General features: G+C 63.2%; 20 protein-coding genes and 2 pseudogenes. 11 read left to right on the plus strand and 11 right to left on the minus strand.

The window, feature by feature from the left end:
* Position 1: 1 nt before the first annotated feature.
* Together AC0L21_RS01730 and AC0L21_RS01735 are read right to left on the minus strand one after the other, a co-directional pair.
* Positions 2 to 904, minus strand: coding sequence for an HNH endonuclease (locus tag AC0L21_RS01730; protein ID WP_473257348.1), 903 nt, complete (start codon positions 902 to 904; stop codon positions 2 to 4).
* A 148-nt stretch (positions 905 to 1052) separates the two neighbouring features.
* Entirely contained in the window at positions 1053 to 1949 is an 897-nt protein-coding gene (locus AC0L21_RS01735; RefSeq protein ID WP_473257350.1) for a LysR family transcriptional regulator, read from the minus strand.
* 265 nt (positions 1950 to 2214) lie between these two features.
* Here AC0L21_RS01735 and AC0L21_RS01740 point away from each other — a divergent pair, with 265 nt between their 5' ends.
* The 5 genes and pseudogenes from AC0L21_RS01740 to AC0L21_RS01760 form a co-directional block, all read left to right on the plus strand.
* Entirely contained in the window at positions 2215 to 2949 is a 735-nt protein-coding gene (locus AC0L21_RS01740; protein WP_473257352.1) for an SDR family NAD(P)-dependent oxidoreductase, read from the plus strand.
* Positions 2950 to 3004: 55 nt separating this feature from the next.
* Positions 3005 to 3757 carry an SDR family NAD(P)-dependent oxidoreductase gene (locus AC0L21_RS01745; protein WP_473257354.1) on the plus strand — a complete coding sequence of 251 codons (753 nt, stop codon included), beginning with the start codon at positions 3005 to 3007 and terminating at the stop codon, positions 3755 to 3757.
* 32 nt (positions 3758 to 3789) lie between these two features.
* A complete protein-coding gene (locus AC0L21_RS01750) occupies positions 3790 to 4389 on the plus strand; it encodes an NADPH-dependent F420 reductase (protein ID WP_473257356.1) in 600 nt (199 codons plus the stop codon).
* A gap of 83 nt (positions 4390 to 4472) precedes the next feature.
* On the plus strand, positions 4473 to 4883 hold the full coding sequence (locus AC0L21_RS01755) for a nuclear transport factor 2 family protein (RefSeq protein ID WP_473257362.1): 411 nt from the start codon (positions 4473 to 4475) through the stop codon (positions 4881 to 4883).
* 83 nt (positions 4884 to 4966) lie between these two features.
* Positions 4967 to 5116, plus strand: a pseudogene (locus AC0L21_RS01760) (class I SAM-dependent methyltransferase); the annotation flags it as partial.
* 146 nt (positions 5117 to 5262) lie between these two features.
* Here AC0L21_RS01760 and AC0L21_RS01765 read toward each other — a convergent pair.
* The 4 genes from AC0L21_RS01765 to guaA all read right to left on the minus strand — a co-directional run bounded on the left by AC0L21_RS01765 (position 5263) and on the right by guaA (position 8879).
* Complete coding sequence (locus tag AC0L21_RS01765) at positions 5263 to 5646, minus strand: hypothetical protein (RefSeq protein ID WP_473257364.1); 384 nt, start codon at positions 5644 to 5646, stop codon at positions 5263 to 5265.
* Positions 5646 to 5834, minus strand: a complete 189-nt coding sequence (locus AC0L21_RS01770) for an integrase (protein ID WP_473257367.1) — start codon at positions 5832 to 5834, stop codon at positions 5646 to 5648. Before AC0L21_RS01770 ends, AC0L21_RS01765 begins: the two co-directional genes overlap by 1 nt.
* Positions 5812 to 7164: a DUF262 domain-containing protein gene (locus AC0L21_RS01775; RefSeq protein ID WP_473257371.1), complete on the minus strand. Its 1353-nt coding sequence runs from the start codon at positions 7162 to 7164 to the stop codon at positions 5812 to 5814. The genes AC0L21_RS01770 and AC0L21_RS01775 overlap by 23 nt, the downstream gene beginning before the upstream one ends.
* 116 nt (positions 7165 to 7280) lie before the next feature.
* On the minus strand, positions 7281 to 8879 hold the full coding sequence (gene guaA / locus AC0L21_RS01780; protein WP_473258363.1) for a glutamine-hydrolyzing GMP synthase: 1599 nt from the start codon (positions 8877 to 8879) through the stop codon (positions 7281 to 7283).
* Positions 8880 to 9027: 148 nt separating this feature from the next.
* Here guaA and AC0L21_RS01785 point away from each other — a divergent pair, with 148 nt between their 5' ends.
* The 3 genes from AC0L21_RS01785 to AC0L21_RS01795 all read left to right on the plus strand — a co-directional run bounded on the left by AC0L21_RS01785 (position 9028) and on the right by AC0L21_RS01795 (position 10438).
* The gene (locus AC0L21_RS01785; RefSeq protein ID WP_473257375.1) at positions 9028 to 9399 is read left to right on the plus strand and encodes a nuclear transport factor 2 family protein; all 372 of its coding nucleotides are present in this window, start codon (positions 9028 to 9030) and stop codon (positions 9397 to 9399) included.
* 238 nt (positions 9400 to 9637) lie between these two features.
* On the plus strand, positions 9638 to 9970 hold the full coding sequence (locus AC0L21_RS01790; RefSeq protein ID WP_219683300.1) for a DHCW motif cupin fold protein: 333 nt from the start codon (positions 9638 to 9640) through the stop codon (positions 9968 to 9970).
* A gap of 258 nt (positions 9971 to 10228) precedes the next feature.
* Entirely contained in the window at positions 10229 to 10438 is a 210-nt protein-coding gene (locus tag AC0L21_RS01795; RefSeq protein ID WP_007592195.1) for a cold-shock protein, read from the plus strand.
* Between the two features lie 207 nt (positions 10439 to 10645).
* On the opposite strand, the gene AC0L21_RS01800 is transcribed toward AC0L21_RS01795, so the two are convergent.
* Together AC0L21_RS01800 and AC0L21_RS01805 are read right to left on the minus strand one after the other, a co-directional pair.
* Positions 10646 to 11947 carry an RsmB/NOP family class I SAM-dependent RNA methyltransferase gene (locus AC0L21_RS01800; protein ID WP_473257378.1) on the minus strand — a complete coding sequence of 434 codons (1302 nt, stop codon included), beginning with the start codon at positions 11945 to 11947 and terminating at the stop codon, positions 10646 to 10648.
* 34 nt (positions 11948 to 11981) lie between these two features.
* Entirely contained in the window at positions 11982 to 12404 is a 423-nt protein-coding gene (locus AC0L21_RS01805; protein WP_473257380.1) for an MAPEG family protein, read from the minus strand.
* A 169-nt stretch (positions 12405 to 12573) separates the two neighbouring features.
* Here AC0L21_RS01805 and AC0L21_RS01810 point away from each other — a divergent pair, with 169 nt between their 5' ends.
* Both AC0L21_RS01810 and AC0L21_RS01815 read left to right on the plus strand, forming a co-directional pair.
* Entirely contained in the window at positions 12574 to 13233 is a 660-nt protein-coding gene (locus AC0L21_RS01810) for an acriflavin resistance protein (RefSeq protein ID WP_473257382.1), read from the plus strand.
* Between the two features lie 70 nt (positions 13234 to 13303).
* Positions 13304 to 14145: pseudogene (locus tag AC0L21_RS01815) on the plus strand (metallophosphoesterase family protein).
* Between the two features lie 16 nt (positions 14146 to 14161).
* Here the strand turns inward: AC0L21_RS01815 and AC0L21_RS01820 are convergent.
* The 3 genes from AC0L21_RS01820 to guaB all read right to left on the minus strand — a co-directional run bounded on the left by AC0L21_RS01820 (position 14162) and on the right by guaB (position 17307).
* Positions 14162 to 14452, minus strand: coding sequence for a hypothetical protein (locus AC0L21_RS01820; RefSeq protein ID WP_473257384.1), 291 nt, complete (start codon positions 14450 to 14452; stop codon positions 14162 to 14164).
* Positions 14453 to 14601: 149 nt separating this feature from the next.
* Positions 14602 to 15624, minus strand: coding sequence for an NADP-dependent oxidoreductase (locus AC0L21_RS01825; protein ID WP_473257386.1), 1023 nt, complete (start codon positions 15622 to 15624; stop codon positions 14602 to 14604).
* Positions 15625 to 15816: 192 nt separating this feature from the next.
* Positions 15817 to 17307 (minus strand): IMP dehydrogenase, encoded by a 1491-nt coding sequence (gene guaB / locus AC0L21_RS01830; protein WP_007609139.1) that lies wholly within the window; start codon positions 17305 to 17307, stop codon positions 15817 to 15819.
* 393 nt (positions 17308 to 17700) lie between these two features.
* Between guaB and AC0L21_RS01835 the strand changes: the two genes are divergently transcribed.
* Positions 17701 to 19191 carry an MFS transporter gene (locus AC0L21_RS01835; protein WP_473257388.1) on the plus strand — a complete coding sequence of 497 codons (1491 nt, stop codon included), beginning with the start codon at positions 17701 to 17703 and terminating at the stop codon, positions 19189 to 19191.
* The last annotated feature ends 15 nt before the right edge of the window (positions 19192 to 19206 follow it).

Below are 19206 nucleotides of genomic sequence, written 5' to 3' on the forward strand. Positions count from 1 at the left end.
CTTATTGTTTGAAACAATGCTCGCGGTGCCACTTCAAGAAATGCGGATGTGGCCGATCCGACGCCCGGCGCGGCGCAAGCGCACGCCCCGTCTTGTTGATGATCGATTGCACTCCCCCCAGATCATTTGTCTGGCGCGAGATCAATATCTCCAAATCATCCGCGAAGCTGATGAGACCACGATCGAACATCCAATGTGCGGTGCCCGAAAGAGCAACCCCGTTGCTGATGATGTCCGGCCCGTTTGCCTCGACGGGTCGTATGTGAGCCGCCGCGACCTCCGCGCGCCCCATTCCATTGATGAGCTTGAGGCCGGTGACGGCGCAACGCTCGTCGTAGGCGCGGAGGACGACCCGGCGAAACACTCGATCGCGCAGAATTCTCGAAATCGTCACGCTAACACGGTCGCGCTGCTGCTCAATCGCGAATGGCACCTGAGGCTGGTCGTTAAGCTCGAGCAATGGGAGGTCGCCGTCGCGCCGTGGCAGCAGCGGCGCGTTCTCCGCGAAACCAAGCTCGCATATTCTGCTGAAATCGTCGGAAGAGATTGGGCGGACTGCGGACTGAGCGCGTCCTGAAATCCGTCCCTGCTCGTTAAGGACGCCGCGCTCTACTGGACCTGTCGGTCCATTGAATGGGACTGGATTGGCAAAATCGAGATAGCTTCCGGGTTCAATCAAAGCGAGAAACATCCCGGAAGTACCGGGATCGGGAACAACCTGCTGAACCCGAGCAATTGCAAAGTAACCGCGCGTTTCAGCAACCTTGCTCGGTTCGTAATATACTATCCAATCGCCGATGCAGGCTTCAACGCGATGAAGATATTGACTGGGAAATTGGTACTGCTCAGCGGGGCTGTCATCGTAGATCGAGTCCAATCGATGGATGAATACCCCAAATCCCATGATCTAAGCGGCGCTGCCTCTCCAGGAAACAACACCCAGCAACGCTGGTTCAATAGCAGTCACAACCCTACTCCCACTCGATTGTTCTGAAGCACGATAACGCATTGATCTGTCGAGGCCAACCTTTACGCCCGTGACTTGCCGCGCGTCAGTCGCGCGCCACCGACAGCCCCGCCAGCAGCGGCGCGTACGCGGCGAGCCTGCGGGACACGAACTCGGTGAAGAGCCGCACGCGCTTGGTCTTGCGCGTCTCTCCCTGTGTGAGGAGCCAAACCGTGCCGTACATGTGCAGGTCGGTGCCCGGCACTCGCACCAGCAGCGGGTCGGCATCGCCGACGAAGCACGGCAGTGTCGTGATGCCGAGCCCTTGCCGGACCGCAACGATCTGCGCCCCGGCGTCCGTGACCCTGAATGGAACGCCCGTGGTGCGGACCTCACCCGCGTTGGCCCAATCCGGGATGCCGTGAATGCTGATGACGATCCAGCGGATGGGATCAGGCGCGCCGGCACGCCACGCGGCCAGCCGATCCCTGGACGTGTAGACGGCGCCGAACAGCTCCGGTCCCTTCACGCCGTGAAGATTGAGCGGCAGGGTCTTGCGGTCGTAGACGACGCGGATCGCGACGTCGGCCTCCCGGTTGGTCAAATTGACCAGCTCGCCGAACGACAGGATATCCATCTCGATGTCGGGATGCAGACGCGCGAAATCGGCGAAATCAGGCATGAGCAAATGTGTCGCCATCGGCGGCGCCAGCGTCACCCGCAGACGCCCGCGCACGCTCTGATCGCGCCCGAACACGCGCGTCTCGAGCTGGTGTGACGAGGCTTCCATCTGGTCGGCGAATTCGAGGACCTCCTCGCCCGCAGCGGTCAGGCGGTAGCCCGAAGGCAGCTTTTCGAACATCTGGACGGCGAGGCATTCCTCGAGCTGGGCGACGCGTCGCAGCACGGTGGCGTGGTTCACGCCGAGCGCCTCGGCGGCGGCCCGCACCGAGCCTCCGCGCGCAACGGCTAGAAAGTAGCGAACGTCATCCCAGTCGATCATGGTGCAATCCCGCACCGCGCGGTGCGCCTTTCAAGTCCCATCCAACGCCTCGTACCGCAGTACGGGCGATCATCATAGCCGGTTCCGGCCAGAGGTGCCCATTCCGAACGACGGACACCGCTCTTCGCGGCTGGCGTCGGTCGTCCGGCCGGATCGATTTCGCACCACCGTTGTGCACGCTTCCGCACTCAACGCCTGACGCCGCCGGACCTATCTCGGGGTCGTCGGGGGCAGATGCTGTCCCGACACCACGACAGGAGAAATCATGGGAAAGCTCGACGGCAAGGTTGCGGTCATCACGGGTGGCGCGACCGGCATCGGCCGCGCCGCGGCAAAGCGCTTCATCGAGGACGGCGCTTTCGTCTTCATCTTCGGCCGCCGACAGCAAGCGCTCGACGCGGCTGTCACCGCGCTTGGGCCCAATGCCCGCGCGGTGAAGGGCTCGGTCTCGGATGAGGCCGACCTCGACCAGCTCTACGGGGCGGTGAAGGCCGAGCGCGGAACCCTCGACATCGTCTTCGCCAATGCGGGAGCGGGAAGCCAGCTTGCGCTCGGCAAGATCACTGCCGCGCACATCGACGAAACCTTCGACACCAATGTGAAGGGTACGATCTTCACGGTGCAGAAGGCGCTGCCGCTGATGCGCCGGGGCGGTTCGATCATCCTGACCGGATCGAGCGCCGGCACCACGGGCGCCCCGGCCATGAGCGCCTACAGCGCCAGCAAGGCGGCCGTGCGCAACCTCGCGCGGACCTGGGCGGAGGACCTGAAAGGCAGCGGCATCCGGGTCAACGTGCTGTCGCCCGGAGCGACCGCGACCGAACTCGCGAAGGAAGCGCTGGGCGAGGAAGGCCAGAAGGTCTTCGCCGCGATGACGCCGCTGCAGCGGATGGCCGATCCTGCGGAGATCGGGGCCGTGGCTGCCTTTCTCGCCTCGTCGGACAGCAGCTTCATGACCGCCAGCGAAGTCGCCGTCGACGGCGGCCTGGCACAACTCTGATTCCCGGCGCGGTCCCGCGCCTGACCCACACATACACACACGAAAGAGAAAGATCATGAAAAAACTCGAAAGCAAGATCGCAGTCATCACCGGCGGCAGCAGCGGGATCGGGTTGGCCACAGCCAAGCGCTTCGTGGACGAAGGCGCGCACGTGGTGATCACCGGGCGACGCGAGAAAGAGCTGAAGGAGGCCGCAGCCTTCATCGAGAGAAACGTGACGACGGTCGTGAGCGACGTGTCGCGCCTGGACGATCTCGACCAGCTCTATGCCGTCGTGAAAGAGAAACATGGTCACATCGACATTCTCTTTGCGAACGCGGGCGCGGGAACGATCGCACCGCTCGCAGGAGCGACCGAGGCCCATTTCGACCAGACCTTCGACGTCAACGTGAAGGGGCTGTTCTTTACGGTGCAGAAGGCCCTCCCCCTCTTCAGGGACGGCGGTTCGATCATCCTGAACTCTTCGGTGTCGAACGTGAAGGGGCTGCCGGGGTTCAGCGTCTACGCCGCGAGCAAGGCGGCGGTGCGCAGCTTCTCGCGCGCTTGGACGCTGGAGCTGAAAGACCGCAAAATCCGCGTCAATACGATGAGCCCCGGGCCAACGGAGACCCCGGCCCTAGCGACAACGACGGGCTTGACCCGCGAGCAAGCCGAGCAAGCCGCCGCCGGATTTGCTTCGCAGGTCCCGATGGGTCGCAGGGGCAAGCCGGAGGAAATCGCGGCTGCCGTCACGTTCCTCGCCTCCAATGAAAGTTCTTACATCACCGGCGTGGATCTCGCCGTCGATGGCGGCATGGCGCAGGTCTGACCGCGCCATCGACACCAGATCGGAGAAACATCATGAGCTACGCAATCATCGGCTTCGGCCATATCGGCCAGGCCCTGGCCAGGGCGTTTGACCGCAACGGCATCGAAGTATCCGTTGCAACCACGCGCGACCCGGAAAGCTTTGCATCCGCCGCGGCCGCGATCGGACCCACGATCATTCCCAAAAAGCTGGCGGACGCGGTCAAGGCGGACATCATCTTTTTGGCGGTCCGTTTCGAGTCGCACCAGGATGTCGCGAAGGCGCTACCCACCTGGCAGGGCAAGACCATCATCGATGTGACCAATGCCTACGGCGTGCCGCCTGAGAAACTGGGAGGACAACCTTCGTCCAGGGCCGTCGCGCAAGCCTTCACCGGCGGTCGACTGGTCAAGGGCTTCAACCATTTGGGTGCTGCCGCGCTTGCCCAGGATCCGGCCGTCCATGGCGGCAGGAGAGTCGTGTTCCTGGCGAGCGACGATGACGCCGCCTCTGCGGAGATCGGCACGCTTGCGGAAAAGCTCGGCTTCGCGACGATCAAGCTCGGCGGGCTTTCCGAAGGCGGAATGCTTGTGCAGGCGCGCGGAAACAGCTGGGGCCACCTGATCTTCAAGGATTTGGTCAAGTTCGGCTGATGAACACGAGGTCCCCACCTTGGGGATACGACACACGGGATCGGATCGCGCGCGATCCGATCCGAGCGAAATGGAGAAATCCCATGGGCACCGAAAAGAACGTCCAGACGGTGAAAGACTTCTTCGCCGCGATCGGCCGTGGCGACAGGAAGGCTCTGCTGGAGCTGGTCACTGAGGACATCGAGTGGATCATCCCCGGCGAGGACTGGCCGCTGGCCGGAACGCATCGCGGGCACGACGGGGTGACGGATCTGCTGGAGACGGCATCCAAGTCGATCGAAACGTCCACCGAACCCCGGGAGTTCGTCGCGCAAGGAGACCGGGTCCTGGTCGTCGGCTTCGCGACGGGAAAGATCAAAGCCACGAGCAAGACGTTTAGGGACGACTGGATCTTCGCCATCACCGTTCGCAACGGCAAACTGACGAACATCCGGGAGTACGTCGACACGCAAGCACTGGCGCAAGCCGCGCGCGCGTCGAATGCCCAAGCCTAAAGGAGATCCAGATGTACGACCAATCCAAGCTGTCCGAGTTGATCCGGTTCGCAAGATGAGATGCGGGCTCCACCGTCATCGACGTTCGCAAGGAGGTGGAGGCGGCCGGCTTCGTGCTGGACGCGGAAAGCACCCTGCTCGCGAACAAGGACGATCCGCACACGATCAAGGTGTTCGATCCCGCGATCAAGGGCAAGACCGATCGCTTCGCCTATCGGTTCGTGAAGCCGTGAGAGAGATCGTAGGGCGGACTATAGAAGCGTAACCCGCCATCTTGCGCGCGACTCGGCGAGAGACGGCGGATGACGCCTTGCGGCTAATCCGCCCTACGCATCCGCCGCGGGTCAATTGCAGGTCTTGAGCTTTGGGTGCAGCCGGATCACTTTTTAGGCGTGCCGGCAGATGGCAGCTCTGCCGACCCGCCGATTTTGTTCGCGACCACGTAGACGTCGACGCCGCTCATCGAGCATTCCTCGCTCGATGCCTGGTTTTTCGTGATGACCTCGATCGTCTTGCCATCCTTGGTGTGAAACGTGATGTCGTAAACCTGCTGGTAGAGGTCTTTGCCGATCTTTTCGGACGCGAGACGAACGGCCTTGGTCTGCGCCTCGACCGCTGACGGGATATCAATCAGGCCGGCGTTCTTGAGGTGCACGAGGGCCATGTTCGTGGGCCAACTCGCGCAGTCCGGAGACTTCGCCAGAGCCACCGCAGCCGGCATGGCAAATGTTGCGGCCATCACCACTTTCAACGCGGCGCGCATCAACGCACCACCTCGATGGTGTGGTGACCACTTTCCCGGATCTGCTTACGCCCATTGATGGGCGGGACGGCAACGTACATGCCGTCGCGGTCGCCGCGCTTGCAACGCGTCTTGCCACGCTTGAGCTTCGGAAGTCCCGTATCGGTCAACAAGGTATTCTCCGCTTCAAGGAACGGCAGCAATTGCATCGGCCAATCTATCAATTGTCCAAATCTCAAATGGTACATTCAATAGGGCGCGAACCTCTGCGACCAAAATTGGATGTGCCATTCCAGCGCGGCTCCAATCAACCTTCTTGTCGAGCGAAACTAGAACAACTCTCTCGTACATCTCGCCATCTAGCTGCGCCTCAAGCAAGCCCGTTAGCAAATCAACCCAGATAAAAAAATCACCGTCGCCCTCGTCTCGGAACCCAGGTGGCGTCTTGGTCTTCTTCCGAAGCGTTCCGATCTCGTGGAACATCGCCCTCGGCGCATAGGTCACGGACGCCTTTTCAGCCAAGACCTCAAAAAGAGACAGAGTCTTCCTGACGGTTGCCTCGTCATAAACATGTCCAGCGGGACCACCCAATGTTGGATCGATCATCTGGAGATAGAGCGGAAGATACTCCTTCAATAAGCTTATCAGCTCTTCGGGGTTTGGCGGCTTCTTACCCGGGTGATTGACCCTGCGGGCAAGAAACCCGAACAGATCCTTTGGCAAGATATGCCCACTTCGCACCGTCACTGAGTGACGTATGTACTGCACAAAGTTGTTGGTTCCGTCCTGCAGAAAATGCCCTGAGAGATCTTGCCACTGCCGATACCGGCTCTGCTTCCGCGCGGCGGTGGTCTGACTCAAGACGTAATTCTTCAAGAGATCCGCAGTGGTCAGCTCCTTGCCGCGCGTGTTGATGACTTCATAAACCTGGTAAGCCGATGACGGATCTGGATGAACAAAGACCGCAAAGTAGACTCGGTGCGTGAGAAACTCGGTCCATTTTCCAAGCCTCTTGAACGGATCTTGCTTGAGATCCTGCTGCAGCTTGTCCTTCAGGAAATTGTAGGACTCCGCGAGGCGTTTCGATACAGACTCATCGTCTCCGGTGTTCGACGGCACTTTGCCATCATCGAGAATCGCTTGAAACGTGGCGTTGTCTTCCTCGTCAGAGAGCACGACGCGAGGATTTGTCTCGTCTGAGTCATAGTCTATTGATCGTAAAAAGTCGGCTCGGATCCGATCCGCGAGCGCGGCTCTCCCGCGGGTCCGCGCTTCAAAATAGATTGCGTTTGCAAGGAGACTAAGAGTAATCAGCCGTTGTTGACCATCAACAACGTGCTTCTTCACGCCATCATCGGTGAGAATGATAAGGCCAAGAAAATACGAATCTGATTCGATTCCGTTGCTCAGGTCATTCCAAAACTCTGACACCTCGTCTTCTTGCCACGAGTATTCACGTTGAAACTGTGGCACCTCGAAGACAGAACTCGAGAGCAATGCCCCAGCAGTGCTGGCAGATGCGTTAAGGGGTGTTTGCAAGAGCACCTTCTCTGAACTGGGTCCCGGCACGCCTTCGAAGCTAGAAGGCCTTGGGCCGCAACCATAGATTACTTCACAAATTCCGCAAACCGACAAATGTTAACGGCTCCGCCCCCCTACTCCCACTCAATCGTCCCCGGCGGCTTGCTGGTCACGTCATACACCACCCGGTTCACGCCCTTCACCTCGTTGATGATGCGCGTGGCGGTCTCGCCGAGAAACTTCATGTCGAACTGGTAGAAGTCCGCGGTCATGCCGTCGGTAGAGGTGACGGCGCGCAGGCCGACCACGAAATCATACGTGCGGCCGTCGCCCATGACGCCGACCGTCTTCACCGGGAGCAGCACGGCGAAGGCCTGCCAGATGTCGTCGTAGAGGCCGTGCTTCCTGATCTGGTCGATGTAGACCGCGTCGGCTTTGCGCAGGATGTCGAGCTTCTCCTTCGTGATGTCGCCGGGGCAGCGGATGGCGAGGCCGGGGCCCGGGAACGGGTGGCGGCCGACGAAGATTTCGGGCAGGCCCAGCTCGCGGCCGAGCTTGCGCACCTCGTCCTTGAACAGCTCGCGCAGGGGCTCGACGAGCTTCATGTTCATGCGCTCGGGGAGGCCGCCGACATTGTGGTGCGACTTGATCGTCACCGAGGGGCCGCCGGTGAAGGAGACGCTCTCGATCACATCGGGATAGAGCGTGCCTTGGGCAAGGAAGTCGGCGCCGCCGATCTTCTTGGCCTCCGCCTCGAACACCTCGATGAAGAGGCGGCCGATAGTCTTGCGCTTGGTCTCGGGATCGGTGACGCCTTCGAGCTCGCCGAGAAACTGTTTTGAGGCATCCACGTGCACGAGCGGGATGTTGTAGTGGTGGCGGAACAGGTCGACCACCGTCTTGGCTTCGTCGAGACGCAGCATGCCGTGATCGACGAACACGCAGGTGAGCTGCTCGCCGATCGCTTCGTGGATCAGCACGGCCGCGACCGCGGAATCGACTCCGCCGGACAGGCCGCAGAGCACCCTGCCCTTGCCGACCTGGGCGCGGATCTTGGCGATCTCCTCCTCGCGGAAGGCGCGCATGGTCCAATCGCCGGAAAGGCCGGCGATCTTGCGGACGAAATTGCGGATCAGTTTGGCGCCGTCCGGCGTGTGCACCACTTCCGGGTGGAACATCAGGCCATAATATTTGCGTGTCTCGTCCTGGATGATCGCGAAGGGCGCGTTCGGCGAGGTGCCGGCCACCGAGAAGCCCGGCGGCATTTTCGTGATGCGGTCGCCATGGCTCATCCAGACCTGGTTCTTGCCGCCGGGTGACCAGACGTCCTCGAACAGCTTGCTCGGCGCCTTCACCTCGACGTCGGCACGGCCGAATTCGCGGTGATGGCCGCCCTCGACCGTGCCGCCGAGCTGCTCAGCCATGGTCATCTGGCCGTAGCAGATGCCCATCACCGGCACGCCGGAATCGAAGATCGCCTGCGGCGCGCGGGGCGAGCCCGCCTCATGCACCGACTCAGGCCCGCCGGAGAGAATCACCGCCTTCGGCTTCATCTCGTTGAAGGCTTGCTCGGCCTTGTTGAACGGGACGATCTCGCAATAGACGCCGTCCTCGCGCACGCGACGCGCGATGAGCTGCGTCACCTGGCTGCCGAAGTCGACGATGAGAATCTTGTCGTGCGCCGAGGCCACCGAGGGCGTCGACGCGGAGCGGTCGGTCTGTGCTGCTGTCATGGCAAGCAAATACGCGACCGCGCCCCTGCCCGCAACCGCGCGGGCCGCGCGCCCACATTCTTCTTTGGGCATGGACAAATCGATATAGGTCAGTATTATTGACCTAATATGGCCCATCAATCATTAAGAGCCGATCAGGGAGAACGTCATGCCACAGCACCATCAGCCATCAACGCTTGCCGAGCTCGGCCGCACCTGGATCGAGGCTTGGAACGCCCGCGATCTCGAACGCGTGCTCACGCTCTATGCCGACGACGTCGTGATGACCTCGGACCGCATCCCCGTGTTGGGCTTCGATGAAAGCGGCACCGTGCGCGGCAAGGATTCGTTGCGCGCCTATTGGGGCAAGGCGCTCGCCCTGTTGCCGAACCTGCATTTCTCGCTGATCGAATTGTTCGTCAGCCCTGATAGCATGGTGGTGCTCTACGAGAACGAGCGCGGCAAGCGCATCTGCGAATATCTGCGGGTGAATACGGCCGGAAAGATCGTGCAGGGGTCGGCGAATCATCCGGCGCATTGAGCGGTGCCAACTACCCACCACTGTCATTCCCCGCGAAGGCGGGGAATCCAGTACGCCGCGGCTTCTCCGTATCACAGCGCGGCCTCTGGAATACTGGATCGCCCGCCTTCGCGGGCGATGACAGCGAGAGTTAGGCGCGAGCATGCCCCAAGCGCTTCAGTGCGGGCGCAGCAATGACGGAGACTGTGGCGGGCGCATACGCTAACAACACCGCCGCCGGCACCAACAGGACATCAGCATGAAGCTTCCCACCTCCCCCTTCACCGTCACCGACTGGAGCAAGGTCGAGCCGACCATCCATCCCGGCGAGACCGGGCAAGCGCAGTGGCGCACGCTCAATATCGGCGATCTCCGGGTGCGGATGGTCGAGTATACGCCGGGGTATCTCGCCGATCATTGGTGCGACCGCGGCCACGTGCTCTACGTGCTGCAGGGCGAGCTTGACAGCGAGCTGCGCGACGGCCGCAAGTTCAAGCTCACGGCGGGGATGAGCTACCAGGTCTCGGATTTCGGCGATGCCGCGCACCGGTCCTCGACGGCGACGGGGGCGACGCTGTTTATCGTCGATTGAGCGCCCCGGAAGGGTTAATTTGCACCGCAAAATAGCAAAATCCGGCGACATCCCGAGCGGCGGGTGGTGCCTTGAAGTGGCCCCAAAATCTCGCTATATTGTGATCATCGATACTTGGCCGAACGACTGGGCCGCTTCGCTTCGTTGCTGACGGGCGCGCACGCTTCAGATGATTTCTCCAACATCGACTGATCAGGATTATGGGCGCAATAGTGCGTACCGGTCCGCGTGTTAACTTCTTAAGCAAAGGAAATTCCCATGGCTATGGGCACCGTGAAGTGGTTCAACAATCAAAAGGGTTTTGGTTTCATTCAGCCGGATGACGGCGACAAGGACGTGTTCGTGCACATCAGCGCCGTCGAGCGCGCCGGCCTCTCGACCCTCAACGAAGGTCAGAAGGTCTCGTTCGACATCGTCGCCGATCGTCGCAGCGGCAAGTCCTCGGCCGACAATCTCCGCGTCGGCTAAAGCCCGCGCCCCGTTCTGACCACGGACGTACCGGCAGAACGCAGACTTAGAAAACCCCGCGACCGGGTTCCGGTTCGCGGGGTTTTTGTTTGGGATCCCGTCATTCCGGGGCTCGCGAAGCGAGAGCCCGGAATCCATTCGGCCGCGGAGACTGCCGAGCGATGGATTCCGGGCTCGCCCTGCGGGCGCCCCGGAATGACCGTGAGATCAACCCGCCTTCTTCAAGACCGAGACGAAGAACCCGTCCGTCCCCGTCCGCCGCGGCGTCATCAGCCAGCCTTCCGGCGATTGCAGCGCGGCTTGCGCAAACTCCTCCGCCTTGTCCCAGAGCACGCTCGCGGTCTGCTCGGGCGGCACCACCGCGAACTCGGGATGGCGGCCGATGAACGCCCTCACCTGCTCGCCGTTCTCCTCTGAGAGCACCGAGCAGGTGATGTAGGCGATGCGGCCGCCGGCCTTGACCAGCGGAACCGCGCGCTCGAGCACCTCGGTCTGGTCCCGCAAGCGAATCTCCAGCGCGCCGGGGCGCATGCGCCATTTGGCATCGGGGTTGCGGCGCCAGGTTCCGGTTCCCGTGCAGGGCGCATCGATCACGACGAGGTCGGCGGTGGCGCTGATCTCGGCCAGCGGATCGGCCTCACCCTTGGGCGTGCGCACGTCGGCATTGTGGACGCCGGCGCGCGACAGTCGTTCGTGAATGGGCGCAAGTTGCCGCTTGTCGCTGTCGGTCGCGATCAGCCGGCCCTTGCCCTGCATCATCGCGGCGAGCGCCAGCGTCTTGCCGCCGGCTCCCGCACAGAGATCGATCACCTGCTCGCCGGGTTTTGCCGCGGTCAGGGCAGCTGCAAGCTGCGACCCCTCATCCTGCACTTCAATGGCACCCTTGATGAAATCCTCTTCGGCCTGGATGCCGGGGTTGCGCGCATCGGCCGAAAGCTCGATGCGCAGCCCGGTTGTGGACCACTGCGTCGGTTTCGCATGAAGATGAGCAAGCGCCCCCAGCACCTTGTCGCGATTGGATTTTAGCGTGTTGACGCGCAGATCGAGCGGCGCCCGGCTCGCCATCGCGGCCGCCTCCGCGACGCGCTCGTCGCCGAACGCCTTTGCCAGATACGGATCCAGCCATTCCGGATAGTCGCCGGCGATCGCGGCCGGGGCACTTTGAAGCGACCGCGAGGCGAGCGCGGCCTGCTCGGCCTCGGTCAAGGGCGCCGGAACAAAGCGGCTGCCGTCGAACAGCGCGGCCATGGTCGCGATATCCATGTTGCGCTCGAGGCGAAGCATGCCGATCAGCCGAGCACGCGCGGTGTCGGAATCCATCAGGTAGGCGCTCGAGGCATAGCGGCGCAGCACGTCCCAGACGAGGCCGGCAATGGCGGCGCGGTCGCCGGAGCCGGCGAAGCGGTGCGCGGTGCCCCACTCCTTCAGCGCCTTGGCCGCGGGCACGCGGTCTTTCTCGATGGTGTCGATCAGTTCGATGGCTGCGGACAGCCGGGCAGCGGGAGTCATTTGAATCTTTCAGATCAGGATCGGCGAGTAGCGCTTAGATCAGCAACAGCATTTTCAGCGCGAAGTAGATCCACATCGCGAGCAGGACGAGCACGCCGGCGAGCCAGATCGTGGAGCGGCGGCCAAGATTGTTTGAGGAGACGAAGATTCCGGCATGGACGAAGCGCGTCACCACGAACACCCAGGACATCAGCACGATGAACAGATCGGCATGGCGCAACGGGAGCGCCAGCGCGATCAGGGCGTAGAACAGCACCGGCAGCTCGAACTGGTTGCGGTAGCAATTGGCGATTTGTGTGGCGCCCTTGGGCCAGTTGGGCTCGCCGAGCGCAACGTCGCGGCTCTTGGTCTCGCCGGAGACGAGCGCGCGCCGGCGTCCCATCGCCATGGCGATCAGGAGCGCGAAGGTGAGACCGACCTGCACGAAGACCGGCAGCAAAACCATTTGAATGGACATCGGAATTTCCCGGGATTTTCCTATCCGGCGGAAGGCACAGCTAGCGTCCCTTAGCGGTCACCGCTGGTCCTGACAATCAACGAGTTGAACCGGCGTTCCCGATGAGGCGACCAACTGCCGACAGTTAAAGCGATTTTGGCCCCTCGGGGGCGCAAGGCGAGAGACCGCCATGAACACCCTCTTCAGCCAGTTCGCCAGCCTGAGCGGCGCGTTGACCGAGTCGGCCGACGGCCAGTTCGGCATCCTGATGTCGGCGCTGGCAGGCATCGCGACGGCGCTCGCGGTGGCGCTGGCGATGACGGTCTACTTCCGCATGAGCTATCGGACCTGGCGCGATGTCCTCAGGCATGGCCTCGCTGCGCTCGCCGCCCTCGCTCTGTTCGCTTTTGCCGCCTACGACATGCGCCATGCCGCGCTGGCCTATCTCGGCCTCAATCCGTCAAAACCCGCGGTCGAGTTCGAGATCCGCATGCCCAAGGAGACCTTGGCGGCGGCGTCCGACACCCAGATTGAGCTGCATACCGACCGAAACCAGACGCTGGCACTGGTCGAGGGCGTGCGGGAGCTCGGTGATGGCCGCTCCGTGCTGCGCGGCGCGGTGGTGCTCAACCACCGCACTGCGGACCGCGTGCTGGTCGTGAACCTGCCAGGCAAGGGCACCTTCGAATTTCGCCTCCGCCTGCCCGCCGAGCCGCATCGCTCGGAGCAGTTCGGTCCTCAATTCGGTCCTCAATTCGGTCCTTGGCACCTCGCCGACCGCATCGCCTCGCCGTTGACAAGCGCGGTCGCGCCGCAGGACGCCTACACAATCCGCTATCGCGTGCTTTAAACTTTGTTCGATCGCTGACCGCGGACGCGCCGTCATCGTTCCGACGTCGGGCGTGGCCTATGATCGATCCATGCCCGAATTTCGCCTGACGCAGATCTCCGACACCCATCTTGGCCGGCGCTTTCCTGGCCTGATCGCCAACTCCAGGCGCTCAGCGAGCATATCGACACCGATAGGCCCGATCTCGTCGTCAACACCGGCGACGTCTCGTTCGACGGGCCGACCAGCCGCGACGATGTCGAATTCGCCAAGGGCCTGCACGATGCCCTGCCCGTCGCCTGCCGCTACATCCCCGGCAATCACGACATTGGCGACAATCCGACCGCGATCGGCCCTGCGCCGAAGCCGCCGGTCGCGGAAGCGCATCGTCAGCAATTCCGCGAGATCATCGGAGAGGACCATTGGTCGTTCGAGGCCGCGGGCTGGTGCTTCATCGGCCTGAACTCGCTGGTGATGAATTCAGGGCTCGCCTTCGAGGCCGAGCAGTTCGACTGGCTTGCCTCGGAAGTTTCGCGCACGAACGGCAAGCCGGTGGCGCTGTTCGTACACAAGCCGATATTTCTCAACGGGCCCGACGACCCCGAGGCGCCGGAGACGTCGATCCGCTACGTGCCGCAGCCGGCCCGCGCGGGGCTGATTAAGATGTTTGCACATGTCGACCTGCGCCTCATCGCCAGCGGTCACGTGCACCAGCGGCGCGACTTCACCTGGCGCCACACCCGCCACGTCTGGGCACCGTCGGCCGGCTTCAAGATCAACGATGCGCGCCAGGACCGGATCGCGATCAAGGAGGTCGGGCTCGTGGAGTACCGCTTCCAGCCCGACGGCTTCGAGGTTCGCCACGTCAGGGCCGCCGGCCAGGTCGACATCGATATCGAGGAGCTGCTCGCCCAGATGGACGGCGAGCATTAGCGCTTCCCATGGCTGCTCAAGCGACGCTTTTGAGATCCTGCTGGATCGCTGCAAGCAAGGACTGCAGCGCGTCGCTGTTCACCGGCTTGGCCCCGGTGTTGGCGGGCTGAACATTGGCAGGCCGCGCGGCTTTGACCGGACGCTTGGGGAATGGCGGCGCGGGCATCGCGGATTGCGGGAACGCGCCAGCGTCCTCGGTGTGAACGAACTTGCCATGGATAACGTCGTCGCGACGGCCCATGACAAACATCGTCGCCCAATAACCGGCGGCCAGCAGGATTACGCAGAAAACAACAAGCTCTAACATCATCGCACCTGAAATATGCGCAATGATTCAATGCCTTCGCCTGCCCGTCAATGAACCGACGGTCACACCTGCGGCTTTTACGGGCGGGTGTGGCCGATCGGTCACTCTTTGTTAACCATACCGGCTCCCGAGGGGCCGAGAACGGCGGATCAAGCCCTATCCGGCCCGACCCGCACCAGCTGCTTGCCGAAATTGGCCCCCTTCAGAAGCCCCATGAAGGCGTCGGGCGCGCTCTCCAGGCCCTCGGTGACGAACTCCTTGTACTTGACCTTGCCCTCGCGGACCCAGCCGGACATGTCGCGCAGGAAGTCGCCATGGCGGGAGGCGAAGTCGGAGACGATGAAGCCGCGGAAGGTCAAGCGCTTGGTCAGGGTCGCGCGCATCATGCTGGCGGCCCATTTCGGCGGCTTCGCTTCAGTGTCGTTGTAATGGGCGATGAGGCCGCAGACGGGTACGCGCGCAAACGCATTGAGCAGCGGGAACACAGCCTCGAACACGGCGCCGCCGACATTCTCGAAATAGACGTCGATGCCCTTCGGGCAGGCGTCCTTCAGCTTCGCCGCCAGATCGGGATCGCGGTGATCGATGCAGGCATCGAAGCCGAGCTCCTTCACGACGTAATCGCATTTGTCCTTGCCGCCGGCGATTCCAACCGCGCGTGCGCCCTTGATTTTCGCGATCTGTCCCACGGCCGAACCGACCGCACCGGAGGCACCGGCGACGACGACGGTCTCGCCTGCTTGCGGCTTGCCGATATCGAGCAGGCCCGTGTAGGCGGTCATGCCGGGCATGCCCAGCACGCCGACGGCCGTCGAGATCGGCGCGAGCTTCGGGTCGATCTTGTTCAGCCCCTTGCCGTCGGAGATCGCGTGCGTCTGCCAGCCCGCGCGCGAGAGCACGATGTCGCCCTTGGCGAAGTTCGGATTGTTGGAGGCTGCGACCTCGCAGACCGTACCGGCTTCCATCACGCCGCCGACGGGCACCGGGGTTGCGTAGGACGGACCGTCGCTCATGCGCCCGCGCATATAGGGATCGAGCGAGAGCCAGATCGTGCGCAGCAGGACTTCGCCTGCGGCAGGCGTAGGAACCGCGAATTCCTCGATGCGGAAATCGGACGGCTTTGGCTCGCCAACGGGACGCGCGGCGAGAACGATGCGTTTGCCTTGGGACATGATGGCTTCCTCCAGATTGCTTTGTCGCAATCATTTAGGAGGTGGATGGGAATGAAGCAAACCCAACAGGCGCTGTCATGCCCAGCGATGGCGGGGCATCCAGTACTCCGAGACGGTCTTAATAGAGCCGAGAAGCCGCAGCGTACTGGATGCCCCGGTCGAGCCGGGGCATGACAGCGGAATGTGGAGCGCCTAACCCCCGCCCGGATAGTTCGGCGCCTCGCGCGTGATGGTGACGTCGTGGACGTGGCTTTCGCGCAGGCCCGCGCCCGTGATGCGGACGAACTGGGCCTTGTCGTGCAGGTCCTTCATGTCCTTTGCACCGACATAGCCCATCGCGGCGCGCAGGCCGCCGGCGAGCTGGTGCATGACGTTGCCGACCGGGCCCTTGTAAGGCACCTGGCCCTCGATGCCTTCGGGCACGAGCTTGAGCGTGTCCTTGATGTCCTGCTGGAAGTAGCGGTCGGCCGAGCCGCGGGCCATCGCGCCGACCGAACCCATGCCGCGATAGGCCTTGTAGGAGCGGCCCTGCCACAAGAACACTTCGCCTGGCGTCTCGTCGGTGCCGGCGAGCAGCGAGCCGACCATCGCGATGTCGGCACCTGCAGCGAGCGCCTTGGCGAGGTCGCCGGAGAACTTGATACCGCCGTCGGCGATGACGGGGATGTCGGACTTCTTCGCCGCCTCGACCGCATCCATGATCGCGGTGAGCTGGGGAACGCCGACGCCGGCGACGATGCGCGTGGTGCAGATCGAGCCCGGGCCGATGCCGACCTTGATGCAGTCCGCGCCTGCATCGATCAGCGCCTGCGCACCCTCGGAGGTCGCGACGTTGCCGGCAACGACCTGCACGGAATTGGACAGGCGCTTGATGCGGTTGACCGCATGGAGCACGTGACGGGAATGGCCGTGCGCGGTGTCGACCACGACGAGATCGACGCCGGCGTCGATCAGCCGCTCGGTACGCTCGAAGCCGCTGTCACCTACCGTGGTGGCGGCGGCGACGCGGAGGCGGCCCTGCGCGTCCTTGCAGGCCAGCGGATGGGCGACCGCCTTCTCCATGTCCTTCACGGTGACCAGACCGACGCAGCGATACTGCTCGTCGACCACGAGCAGTTTCTCGATGCGGTGCTGATGCAGCATCCGCCGCGCCTCGTCCTGGCTGACATTCTCGCGCACCGTAACGAGACCTTCATGCGTCATCAGTTCGGAGATTTTTTGCTGGCGGTCGGTGGCGAAGCGGACGTCGCGGTTGGTGAGGATGCCGACCAGCTTGCCCGGCGTGGACTTGCCCGCACCGGTGACGACGGGAATGCCGGAGATGCCGTGATCGCTCATCAGCTTGAGCGCGTCGTCCAGCGTGGCGTCGGGGCTGATGGTGAGCGGGTTCACCACCATGCCCGACTCGTAGCGCTTGACCTGCCGAACCTGGGCGGCCTGCCCTTCGGGATCGAAATTGCGATGGATGACGCCGATGCCGCCGGCCTGCGCCATGGCGATCGCCATGCGGGCTTCGGTGACCGTGTCCATGGCGGAGGCCATGATCGGGATGTTGAGCGGAATGGCGCGGGTGACGCGAGAGCGGATGTCGACCTCGCCCGGCATGACGTCCGACAGGCCCGGCTTCAGCAGCACGTCGTCGAATGTGAGGGCTTCGCGAATGCCTTGTTGCACCGTGGCCATGTGCCAACTCCTTCCGCGGCCCTGCCGCAAATAGCTATGGATGAGCGCCGCCCTCGGCGTACCTTGCGGCAACGCCGGAGAATCGGAGCCCATCGGTGGGGTTGACGCGGGTCGATAGCACGGGCGGGCGACGAATCAAAGCAATTCGGACCGCCGGCCAGCCATGCACAGGCTTTTTGGGCAAATTCAGCGGGGGATAGCCTCGCGGTGCCTCCTACTGGTGAACGGCGTCCCCCCGTGCCGGCCGATCATCGTGATCTCCGGTGAAGGGCGCACCCACCCGGGGTCACCCAGGATTTAGGTGCCATGCGTCGATCCGCAATGGTCGCGGCCCGGTGGCGGTGATAAGCCGCAATCCGCGCCCTTCCTTCCGATGTCCATTACCAATCCGTCATGGTCGACAAGCAACGCATCATTCCGCTGATCGTGGCCACTGCTCTCTTCATGGAGAACATGGACTCGACGGTGATCGCCACGTCGCTGCCCGCGATCGCGGCCGACATCGGCACCAGCCCATTGACGCTCAAGCTCGCGATCACGTCCTATCTGCTGTCGCTTGCGGTGTTCATCCCGGCGAGCGGCTGGACCGCCGACCGGTTCGGCGCGCGCATGGTGTTTGCGATTGCCGTCGGCGTTTTCATGGTCGGCTCGGTCGGCTGCGCGCTCTCGTCATCGGTCACCGATTTCGTATTCGCGCGCATCCTGCAAGGCATGGGCGGGGCGATGATGACGCCGGTCGGGCGCCTCGTGCTGTTGCGGTCGGTCGATAAGAGCGCGCTGGTCAATGCCATGGCGTGGGTGACGGTTCCTGCCCTGATCGGCCCCGTGATCGGGCCGCCGCTCGGCGGCTTCATCACGACTTACGCGTCGTGGCACTGGATCTTCTTGATCAACATCCCGATCGGGCTGCTCGGCATCTTCATGGCCTTGCGCTTCATCGATCCCATCAAGAGCGAGGAACGAGAGCCGTTCGACCTCTACGGCATGGTGCTCGCGGGCCTCGGGCTCGCCGGCATCGCCTTCGGGCTGTCGGTTGCCGGACTCAATCTGCTGCCATGGAGCACGGTTGCCGCCCTGGTCGTCGGCGGATCGATCTCGATGACGCTGTATGTCCTTCACGCGCGGCGAACGGGGTCGCCGGTGCTGGACTTCACGCTGTTGAGGCTGCCGACGCTGCGCGCGGCCGTTCTCGGCGGATTCATGTTCCGCCTCGGCATCGGCGCGCTGCCGTTCCTGTTGCCGCTCTTGATGCAGATCGGCTTCGGCCTCTCGCCGTTCAAGTCCGGCCTCGTCACGTTTGGCTCCTCGCTCGGCGCCATGGGCATGAAGGCGCTCGCCGCGCGCATCATCCGCGCCTTCGGCTTCCGCAACCTGATGACGATGAACGCGATCATCAGTGCAGTTTTCCTCGCCGCCTGTGCGCTCTTCACCGTGACGACGCCGCTGCTGATCATCATGATCATTCTGGTGGTTGGCGGCTTCTTCCGCTCACTCGAGTTCACCGCGATCAACACGGTGGCCTATGCCGAGGTCGAGCAGGCGCAGATGAGCCGCGCCACCACGCTCGTCAGCGTCAACCAGCAGCTCGCCGTCTCGGCCGGCGTCGCCGTCGGCGCCGCCTCCGTGGAGACGACGATGTGGCTCAGCCACGCCAGCGAGCTCAACGCCAGCGTGTTCGCGCCGGCCTTCCTCGTGGTCGCCTTGACCTCGGCGGCGTCGAGCTGGTTCTTCTGGCAGATGCCCGCCGATGCCGGCCACGAAGTCTCCGGCCGCAAGGCCGTGGAGATCGCAAGCCGCAAGGGTGCCGGCAAGGGCGCGGCCAAGGCGGCCGTCAAGGCCGCAACCGAGGATACGCAGGACGTGCGGGATCAGCGGCTGGGGTAGCCTCTCTTCTCGTCG

The sequence above is a fragment of the Bradyrhizobium sp. WSM4873 genome (assembly GCF_055811355.1).